Source organism: Weizmannia sp. CD-2023 (assembly GCF_036225245.1).
Taxonomy (GTDB): Bacteria; Bacillota; Bacilli; order Bacillales; family Bacillaceae_C; genus Weizmannia; species Weizmannia faecalis.
Genome location: NZ_JARTJQ010000098.1, coordinates 18,517 through 28,277 on the forward strand (window position 1 = coordinate 18,517; position 9,761 = coordinate 28,277).

Genomic DNA, 9,761 nt, shown 5'->3' on the forward strand with positions numbered 1-9,761 from the left:
AAAATAACGGTATGAATCCGCTTCCGTTTTTAGTATACCAGATAGTGGCCAAACTTGCATGTGACAATTTTTTAAATTGCCGTTTTTTTGGCTCCCGGATAAATGGCCTTTTATGACGATTTATCCGGGAAACCAGGATTTTCGGGCTTGATTTACTTGAAAAACAACTTTTAATTTCGTTAAAATTGCCGGCGCCCGGCTGTATGGAGGTTGCGTGATCTATTTGAAAAACAGCTTAGAAATCTCCGCTCGGTTAAAGTTTTACAAGCCGGTGTTGGGCTCGATTCGTTTGAAAGCAGCCTTTAATCCAAAAGGGGGCCGTCTGATGCCGGCAGATTCGGATCGATGACTTGGAACGGCCGCATCATATCGTAGTCTTCGTGTTCGAGAATATGGCAGTGCCACACGTAGTCGCCGGCATACGGGGAAAATCGCATCATGACGCGGGTGATCTGCCCGCCCGGTGCGGCAACGGTATCTTTAAAGCCACGTTCGTTCGGCTCCGGCGGGGTGGCAGGGCCGGTGTATACGATTTGACCCGTTTCGTTATATAAATCTAAGTCAAAAGGGCGGCGGTCCAAAATTTGAAACTGGACAAGATGGATATGGATCGGATGGGTAAAAGCCGTTGTATTGGCAAGCGACCAGATTTCGGTTGTGCCGAGCCTTGGTGTTTCCGTGACCGGATCCATCCATCTTTTTTTGTCCAGCAGCAACAGCGGGCGCCCGTATGCATCGGTTGCACCGGTTAGTTTTAAATGGCGGATGGCGCTTACGTTATGGCTGGAAGGAACCGGGATGGAAGATAAAGACCGCGGAATGCGGCTTGTGTCTTCTCCGGCAACCGGCAGCACAACCCTGAACTGCATCACATCACCGGTTTGGTCGGCCGGATCGGCATTTGGACCAAGGTCATTTTTTAAAAGAATCGTCTGCCCGGCATATTCGGAAAAATCAAGGATCAAATCCGCCCGTTCTGCCGGTTCCAATGCCAGATTTTCAACTTGCACCGGTCGCCTAAGCAGCCCGCCGTCCGTGCCGATCTGGTAAAAAGCCTGGCCAGAATCAAGGTACAACCGATAGGCCCGCGTGTTAGAGGCATTGACAATCCGGAACCGGTATTTTCGCGGTTCCACTTCCAAATAAGGCCAGACTTTTCCATTTACAAGAATCGTGTCGCCGAGAAAAAACGGCACGACAGAGGGATCCGGTGTTTCGGGTCCCGGATTTTGCGGCTGGCGCGGATAAAAAAGAGATCCGTCATTGTTGAAAGTCCGGTCTGTAAGAAGCAGCGGAATTTCGTACTTGCCGGATGGCAGATGGAAAGCCTTTTCTTTTGGGTCGCGAATGATATACATGCCGGCCAGACCAGCATACACATTGAGGCGCGTAATGCCGATCGCATGGTCATGGTACCACAAAGTGGCGGGACGCTGGCTGTTTGTGTATTCATACACTTCTTTTTTAAAGTCCGGCCCGGTTTTGTTAAAATCGCGTGTAAACCAGGCTTCCGGATAGCCGTCGCTGTCCGGTTCAGTTTCCCCGCCGTGAAGATGCACAACAGTCCGCACTTCCGGAAAGTCCGTTCCCATCTCGTCTAAGATGGTGGTGTCCATCGGGAGGAAATGTCTTTGCGGCAAATGATTTGTCCATTTCACCCGTATCTTTTTCCCGTGTGGTACGTCAAAAAGCGGCCCGGGAAAGCTGCGGTTGTACCCCCATAACCTTGTCGGCCTTAAATCCCGGTGCAGCTTTTGCCAAAATTCTTCCATTGTGACTTCATAATATGCGATCCCGCCCTCTTCCCGCACCGGCCGGATTTTTTCCGCGAGCGGCAGGCGGTCAACAAACTTTTCTAAATTTGGGCTCAAACTCCCCACTCCCTCATCAATTGATGCCGTGCATTTCTAACAGAATATGAGCCATCAAGGCTTTTGGAAAGGGCGAATGGTACCAGCGGCGAAGATAACGTTTTTGCCTGAATTTGGCCCGCCGTATCAAAAGCATCGGCATGTTTGAAAAATGGTTGAGATGCGAGACAAAAAATTGAATGGGAACCGCAAAAAACATATAATAACCTATATTGGTTTCCGAGACACAGTAAGAAAAGAAGGTGGCACAAATGAAAAAAATTTTGCTCTTGGCAACAGGCGGAACCATTGCTTCCGTCGAGGGGGACGAAGGGCTGAAACCCGGACTTTCGGGAGAAGACTTGCTGAAATATTTTCAGCGTGCTGCTTTGTCTGCCGATGTCACCGCAAAGATATTAATGAACCGCGACAGCACAAACATGCAGCCGGAACATTGGGTGCAAATTGCTGAAGCAGTCGCGGAACATTACGAACAGTATGACGGCTTTTTGATTACACACGGAACGGATACATTGGGATACACATCGGCAGCCTTGTCGTATATGCTGCAGGGGTTGAATAAGCCGGTTGTACTGACGGGTTCACAGGTGCCGATCAGTTTTAAAAAGACGGATGCAAAGAAAAATCTTTTTAACGCCCTCCGGTTTGCTTGTGAGGAGATTGGCGGCGTTTTTGTCGTGTTTGACGGGCGCGTGATCATTGGCACAAGGGCGGTGAAAATGCGAACGAAAAGCTACGATGCGTTTGAAAGCATCAATCATCCGTATGTTGCTTATGTAACAGGGGACGAGGTGCACTATCATTGGAGGCCGTCACCCTCGGAGCAGCCTTTTCATATCGAGACAAGCCTGTCACCGGATGTCTTTCTCTTAAAATTGTACCCGGGTACAAAGCCGGAGATTTTTGATTTTTTAAAGGAACATTACCGCGGGGTGATCATTGAAAGTTTCGGGAACGGCGGGGTGCCGTTTGAAGGGCGCAACTTGCTGCCGAAAATCAAGGAATTGACCGATGCCGGGATTGCTGTTATGATTTCGACGCAATGCCTGGAAGAAGGGCATGATTTGTATTTGTATGAAGTCGGAAGAAAAGTCGCGCAATATCCGGTGATTGTTTCCGGGGATATGAATACGGAAGCAATTGTGCCGAAACTGATGTGGGCGCTGGGCAAAACGGACGATCCCGCTAAAGTGAAAAAGATCATCGAAACGCCGTTTGCTTATGATTTGTCACGGGATTGGGGGGAAAGCGCCCCGGAAAACGGCTGAAAGATTGCGGGAGGGGATGTCTGCAATCTTTGTGCAGTTGGATGCGTTTTAGTATTCCACTGCATAGCTCCTGTTCGCAGCGTTTTCCCGGCATTTTTTGGCACCAATTTTGTGCGGACTTTCACGTATCATCCCTCTACGCTCACTTTTGGCAAAATGGAGATTGCGCTTCACATAGAAGCGTTCTATGTGAAGGAAAGACGAAAATTGGTGCTGCTTCCTTAACATAGAGGCGCTCTACGTTAAGGAAAGGCGAAAATTCGGACTGCTTCCTTCACATAGAGGCGCTCTACGTTAAGCAAAGGCGAAAATCCGGATTGCTTCCTTAACATAGAAGCGGTCTACGTTAAGGAAAGACGAAAATTGGTGCCGCTTCCTTAACATAGAAGCGTTCTATGTGAAGGAAAGACGAAAATTCGTGTAGCTTCCTTCACATAGAGGCGCTCTACATTAAGCAAAAGCAAAAATTTGGGTGCCTTCCCGAACTTAGAAACGTCCCGCGTTAACATTCGATGAAAATATCATCGCTTTTTACATAGGACTGCACTATGTTCATTTTTCACAAAAACACAGGCCTTTTCTGCGTTTGCAAAAACCGCCGTCATAAATTCCATTAAATTTCATACCAACTGTGCGGGGAATTTAGTAAACTGGAGTTAGGAAACATTGAAAAATAGATGCTATATAAAATGAACAAAATATTACCGCTCTCTTGCCTACCGCAAAAAGTAGTGCTCAAACAAATGGATGCTCGGGCTAGATGTAAAAACTTAAGTTCATTTTATATAGACTTTTATCACGAACTTCACGGTCCAGACCGGCCAAATTGTTAGGAAACATTGAAAATAGGCGCCAGATCCGGCCTTGAGAAGCAGTTTCCGGCATTCACGAGGGGGGGAGCGCAGTGGAAACGTCATTTGAAATGTTGCTGGAAATATTTGAGAGGGCTGCCCTTTTATTAACTTGCTTATTTTTTATCACGCGAATTCCGCGTTTTAAAGAAATTTTTCAACAAGAGCAGCCGTCTGTTTTTGAACTGAGTTTTATCACTGCCGTCTTTTGCAGTTTTGCAATCTTTGCGACTTACTCTGGCATTAAGGTGGACGGGTCGCTTGTCAACGTGCGGATTATTGCTATCGTATCAGGCGGCATCCTGTTCGGCCCGTGGGTTGGCATTATCACAGGCATTGTCTCCGGGTTGCACCGTTATTTAATAGATATTGGCGGGGTGACATCCATCCCGTGCTTGATTACGAGTATTACAGCCGGCGTCATTTCCGGCCTGATCAGCAGGAAAGTGAAAAATTCCTGGCGCTGGTTCGTCGGGATCGCAGCCGGGATGTTTTGTGAAATATTAACCATGCTTTTGATTCTTGTTTTTGCCCACCCGTTCAGCACCGGTGTGGATATTGTGTCCAAAATTGCCTTCCCGATGATCGCGGGGGACGTCAATATCGGATTGATTGTTCTGCTGATTAAAAGCGTGGAGGGCGAGAAGGAATTTGTGGCGGCAAAACAGGCGAAACTGGCGCTTGATATTGCCAATAAAACGATGCCTTATTTCCGCGCCATCAATGCAGAATCGTTAGAAAAAATCTGCGCCATTATTAAAAACGAGATTCGCGCCGATGCGGTTGCCATCACCGATACGAAAAAAATCCTGGCTTATGTCGGATTCGGGCAGGAAAGGTACCAGATCGGTCATGAAATTATCAGTGATCTGACAAAAACTGCGATCAAAAGCGGGGAAATCACGATCCGCAACCATATCCAAGACCAGCAGACCCCGCAGATCCAGTGCCTGCTGATTATTCCGTTAAAAGAGCGGGATGAAGTCACCGGCACATTGAAAATTTATTATAAAAAAGCGAACAAAATCACCTATTCCCTGCAGACAATGGCAATCGGCCTTGCCCAGATGATTTCGACGCTCATGGAAATTTCGCGCATCGAAGAAATCAAAGAAGAAGCCAATAAAGCGGAGTGGAAGGCGCTCCAGACAAAAATCAACCCGCATTTTTTGTTTAATGCGTTAAATGCAATTGCTTCCACGACCCGCAGAAATCCCGATAAAGCAAGAAAATTAATCATGAACTTATCCGGTTTTATGCGTTATAATCTTGAATTGACCGACGATTTTATTGATATTAATAAAGAACTGCAGCAAGTACGCGACTATATTGAGATTGAAAAAGCGAGGTTCGGCAGCCGCCTGCAGGTTGAATATGAGATTGACGTCGTATCCGTGCTGATCCCGAGCCTAATTATCCAGCCGCTTGTGGAAAATGCGATCAACCACGGGATTTTAAAAGTAAAAGGGCCAGGAGTCGTAAAAATCTCCGTCAAAGAGGCAGGAGATAAAGTACGCATCAGTGTGACGGATACAGGGGCAGGCATTCCGGAAGAAGTGATTGAGCATGTTTATCAGGATAATATGCCGGTCACACAGATTGGCCTTTATAATGTCCATCGCCGTGTCAAACTGATTTATGGAAACGGTCTGGTCATTAGAAGGCTGAATCCCGGAACAGAAGTTTATTTTGAGGTTCCGAAGGTGGGAGAATATGAAAGCCATTATAGTGGAAGACGAAATACCGGCACGTGAAGAATTGGCGTATTTGATTGAAACGTACAGTGAGATTGAAATTACCGATTGTTTTGAAGATGGGCTGGATGTGTTGAAATTTTTGCAGGAACATGAAACAGATGCGATTTTTCTCGATATTAATATTCCTTCCCTGGATGGCATGCTGCTGGCAGGCAGCATCAGCAAATTTGCGCATAAACCGTATATTATTTTTACAACGGCTTATAAGGAACACGCCGTCCAGGCTTTTGAACTAGAAGCATTTGATTATATTTTAAAACCGTATGAAGAAAAAAGAATTGCCGCCATGTTGAAAAGGCTCGAGGCTGCGTATAAAAGAGAGCATTCATTGCTGGGGGAAGAAGGGGCTGTGCCGCGAAACGGCGGGCTGCACCGGAAAGAGCGGGTGAACTTGCGCAAGGGCGAGAAAATTATTGTGGCGGATGCAAACGATATTTTTTACTGCGCCGCCCAGGAGAAAATCACGCTTGTTTATACACAACAGGAAACGTTTGAAATGCCCATGGCGATATCAGAGTTCCAGTCTCTTTTGCCTGAGGATCTTTTCTTTCGCTGCCACCGTTCTTATCTTGTGAATTTAACAAAAATCCGGGAAATTGTGCCGTGGTTCAATCAAACGTATTTACTCCGCTTAAACGGGATGGATGCGGAAATTCCGGTAAGCAGAAGAAATGTGAAACAGTTTAAAGCGCTGATGCATTTTTAAACTAAAGCGTCCAGCCATGGAGGAAAAGCGACCGGCATGAACACGAAAAGTGCATGCCGGCTTTTCCTGTTTTTGCCGGGACGGGCGTGACAAAATAAGCATGGTCTGTTTTGTGCACTGCGGTCGTTCGCACGTGAAAAGTTAGAATGCCTGCTTTCCGATATGCCATCCTTCAAGGTGTTACGCCGAAAAAGCGGTCATGGCTTGCTTCCGGTCATACCGTTTGCGCGTAAAAATTGGCATGTCTGCATTCATCCATATGCCATCTTGAATGGACATGTAGCGGGAAAGTTTCAGGAAGCGGTTGGTCCTATGCCGTCCATTCCTTTTTGTATACCGTTTATTCCGTTTTAAAGCATTCTCGTTCCGAAAATGCGTTCCCTCCTTATTTTCGTACTATAATTTGAGCTGTAGAAAAGGACAGAAGAAACGGGAGGAACCGGACATGTTAGAACAAAAAGCAAACCGCAGCCTGATTGTATTGGGGACGCTGATTGTACAAATGGGGCTTGGTACTGTTTATACTTGGAGTTTGTTTAACCAGCCGCTTGTTGATAAATTTGGATGGCAATTGAGTGCCGTATCGACGACGTTTTCCATTTTAAGCCTGGCACTTGCGGTATCGACATTGTTTGCCACAAAATTACAGGCAAAATGGGGTCTGCGCCGCCTGGTTGCTTTTTCCGGCATTTTGCTTGGCGCAGGATTAATCTTGAGTGCATTTGCACCTACACTTTGGATGCTCTATCTGTTGGCAGGGCTTATCGTTGGTTATGCCGACGGGACAGCTTACATCACGACTTTATCCAATTTAATGAAATGGTTTCCGGATAAAAAAGGCCTCGTTTCAGGCATCTCCGTCGGGGCGTACGGGACTGGCAGCCTGGTATTTAAGTTTATAAACGGTGCCGTCCTCAGTTCGTTTGGCGTCACACAGGCTTTCCTTTGCTGGGGGGTTATTGCGATTGTCATGATCACCGGCGGATCTTTCCTCTTGAAAGAAGCAGAAAATGCAACCACATCCGGTACTGTATCCAAACAACCGGCCGGAAAAGATTTTACCATCAAAGAAATGCTCAAAACGAAACAAGCTTACCTTTTATTCATCGTATTCTTCACTGCATGTATGAGTGGTTTGTATCTGATCAGCCTTGTAAAAGACATCGGCACGAGGCTTGTCGGGCTGGATGTTGCGACGGCCAGCAATGCAGTTGCACTCATTGCCGTTTTTAACACAATCGGACGGCTCATTCTCGGCGGTTTATCAGACCATGTTGGAAGAATGAAAGTGGTATCAGGGACGCTGCTTGCAACGGCCATTGCGGTTTCCGTTTTAAGCTATGCCCACTTAAATTTCGCCTTGTTCTTTATCTGTGTTGCAGCGATTGCTTTCGGTTTCGGCGGAAATGTCACCGTATTTCCGGCCATTATTTCAGACTTCTTCGGCCTGAAAAATCAAAGCGCCAATTATTCAGTGATTTACCAAGGGTTCGGCATCGGCGCATTATCCGGATCGGTCATTGCTTCTCTTCTCGGGGGCTTTATGCCGACATTCCATGCGATCACGATTCTCTGCCTGATCTCTTTTGCGATTACGCTTTTCATTAAATCACCGGCTGAAGAAGCTGCCCGCACACACGGGGTTCGGCGGAGTGTTGGTCGTGCCCAGCAGTCGCATTAAAGCAATGGCTGTGTGCTTCGATCATGAACAAGCAGACAGCTTGTAAAAAAAGAAAAGGAATTCGTGCTTGAATCACGGTTCTGGCCGATAAAAAACCCGCTGGCTGCCCAGCGGGTTTTTCCGGTTTATCCCCAAATTTCCTTTGCGGTATCCACAATATATTTTACTTTTTCCCACTGCTGTTCTTCTGTTAAAAGATTGCCGTGGTGGGTGGAGGAGAAGCCGCACTGGGTGCTGATGCAAAGCTGTTCGAGTGGTACATACTTGGATGCTTCCTGAATCCGTTTTTTGATCAGTTCCTTATCTTCAAGTTCGCCCTTTTTCGATGTAAAAATGCCAAGCACCACTTTCGGTCCGCCTTCCGGAATGTATTTTAACGGTTCAAACCCGCCGGAACGCTCATCGTCGTATTCAAGGAAAAACCCGTCTACTTTTTCGTTTGCAAAGATTTTCGGGGCAATTTTATCATACGGGCCTTCAAAAGCCCATTTTGACTGGTAGTTGCCGCGGCACAGATGGGTTGTGATGGTCAGATCATCGGGCTTACCTTCCAGTACGCTGTTTGCAACATGCAAAGCGAGATCAATCAATCTTTCCCTCTCGAGCTCACTGTCTGCAAACGGCAGTTTCGGTGCACACAGGCCGGCAAGATAGACATCATCCAGCTGTAAGTAGCGGCAGCCGGCATCATAAAAAGCTTTGATCGCATCCCGGTAAGTTTGGATAATATCATTTGTGTATTCTTCAAGATCCGGGTAAATGTCTTCATTGCGGATCCCGGCATTGAAAAACTGATTCGGGCTTGGAATGGTCATTTTCGCAATCGCCCTGTCCCCGGCGATTTCTTTCAGCGCAATAAAATCTTTTATGTGCGGATGGTCCGGGTTAAAGGAGATTTTTCCGGTTACCCGGACGTCATAAGCTTCTGTTTCAATGCCAACAAACCGGTATCCATGGTTCGGTACATACCCTTCCACCCCGTTCAAATGCTCCATGAAATCCGTATGCCAGAATCTTCGCCGGAATTCCCCGTCCGTTACTGCTTCAAGGCCGGCTTCAATTTGTTTGTCGACAAGATGGCGGATTTCCTCATTTTCAATTGCACGCAAGTCTTCCGCCGAAATGGTTCCCGCTGCAAATTTTTTCCGCGCTTCGTGCAGCCGGGCCGGGCGCAAAAAACTTCCGACAATGTCTGCTCTGTACGGCGCTTTTGTTAATGTTTTTGTCATCATGATTCCCTCTTTCTGCATATTTTTTTAAACAGCTGCTGTGCGCAGAAAGAAATTGCTTTTAGCTGCATAGGCCCATCAAAAAAACCTCTTCGGCAATAAGAAGAGGTTTGGATTGCAAAATAGAACCGTCCGCTCTTCTTATCTTCAAGCAATTGCTTTCTGGAATTGGCACAGTTCTTTAAAAAAAGACCGCTGCCGAGGCTTCAAAGGGCCAGTCCCTCCACCTCTCTGGATAAGAATTTTAAATATTATTTAGTTTAAATACACTTTAAATGTTTCGCCCATTTTTGTCAAGGGCATTCGCATTATTTTTTAAAATGGGACGGAAAGATTGAAATCAGGGGCGATGTGAAAATATAATAGTACTAAGAAAAACAAAGTCCTACGGTGTGATG

Annotated in this window: 6 protein-coding genes and 1 riboswitch; of the genes, 4 read left to right on the forward strand and 2 right to left on the reverse strand. The window is 46.6% G+C overall.

Annotated elements, in window-relative coordinates; all coding sequences use genetic code 11:
* Positions 1-302: 302 nt before the first annotated feature.
* On the reverse strand, positions 303-1,871 hold the full coding sequence (locus P9687_RS14685; protein ID WP_035188794.1) for a multicopper oxidase family protein: 1,569 nt from the start codon (positions 1,869-1,871) through the stop codon (positions 303-305).
* Between the two features lie 251 nt (positions 1,872-2,122).
* On the opposite strand from P9687_RS14685, the gene P9687_RS14690 reads away from it, so the two are divergent.
* The 4 genes from P9687_RS14690 (at position 2,123) to P9687_RS14705 (ending at position 8,134) form a co-directional block, all read left to right on the forward strand.
* Positions 2,123-3,139, forward strand: a complete 1,017-nt coding sequence (locus P9687_RS14690) for an asparaginase (RefSeq protein ID WP_026684826.1) — start codon at positions 2,123-2,125, stop codon at positions 3,137-3,139.
* A gap of 904 nt (positions 3,140-4,043) precedes the next feature.
* On the forward strand, positions 4,044-5,744 hold the full coding sequence (locus tag P9687_RS14695; protein WP_193352492.1) for a sensor histidine kinase: 1,701 nt from the start codon (positions 4,044-4,046) through the stop codon (positions 5,742-5,744).
* On the forward strand, positions 5,704-6,453 hold the full coding sequence (locus tag P9687_RS14700; RefSeq protein ID WP_014097305.1) for a LytR/AlgR family response regulator transcription factor: 750 nt from the start codon (positions 5,704-5,706) through the stop codon (positions 6,451-6,453). Before P9687_RS14695 ends, P9687_RS14700 begins: the two co-directional genes overlap by 41 nt.
* Positions 6,454-6,898: 445 nt before the next feature.
* Positions 6,899-8,134, forward strand: a complete 1,236-nt coding sequence (locus P9687_RS14705) for an L-lactate MFS transporter (RefSeq protein WP_328228911.1) — start codon at positions 6,899-6,901, stop codon at positions 8,132-8,134.
* Positions 8,135-8,259: 125 nt separating this feature from the next.
* Here the strand turns inward: P9687_RS14705 and P9687_RS14710 are convergent, their stop codons facing one another.
* Positions 8,260-9,363, reverse strand: coding sequence for a 5-methyltetrahydropteroyltriglutamate--homocysteine S-methyltransferase (locus P9687_RS14710; protein WP_035188785.1), 1,104 nt, complete (start codon positions 9,361-9,363; stop codon positions 8,260-8,262).
* A gap of 138 nt (positions 9,364-9,501) precedes the next feature.
* A riboswitch (SAM riboswitch) is annotated at positions 9,502-9,605 on the reverse strand.
* Positions 9,606-9,761 lie beyond the last annotated feature (156 nt).

Bases quoted from the DNA above. Each gene is read 5' to 3' on its own strand.
- P9687_RS14700 (WP_014097305.1), top strand. From the start codon at position 5,704: ATGAAAGCCATTATAGTGGAAGACGAAATACCGGCACGTGAAGAATTG.
- P9687_RS14710 (WP_035188785.1), bottom strand. From the start codon at position 9,363: ATGACAAAAACATTAACAAAAGCGCCGTACAGAGCAGACATTGTCGGA.
- P9687_RS14705 (WP_328228911.1), top strand. From the start codon at position 6,899: ATGTTAGAACAAAAAGCAAACCGCAGCCTGATTGTATTGGGGACGCTG.
- P9687_RS14690 (WP_026684826.1), top strand. From the start codon at position 2,123: ATGAAAAAAATTTTGCTCTTGGCAACAGGCGGAACCATTGCTTCCGTC.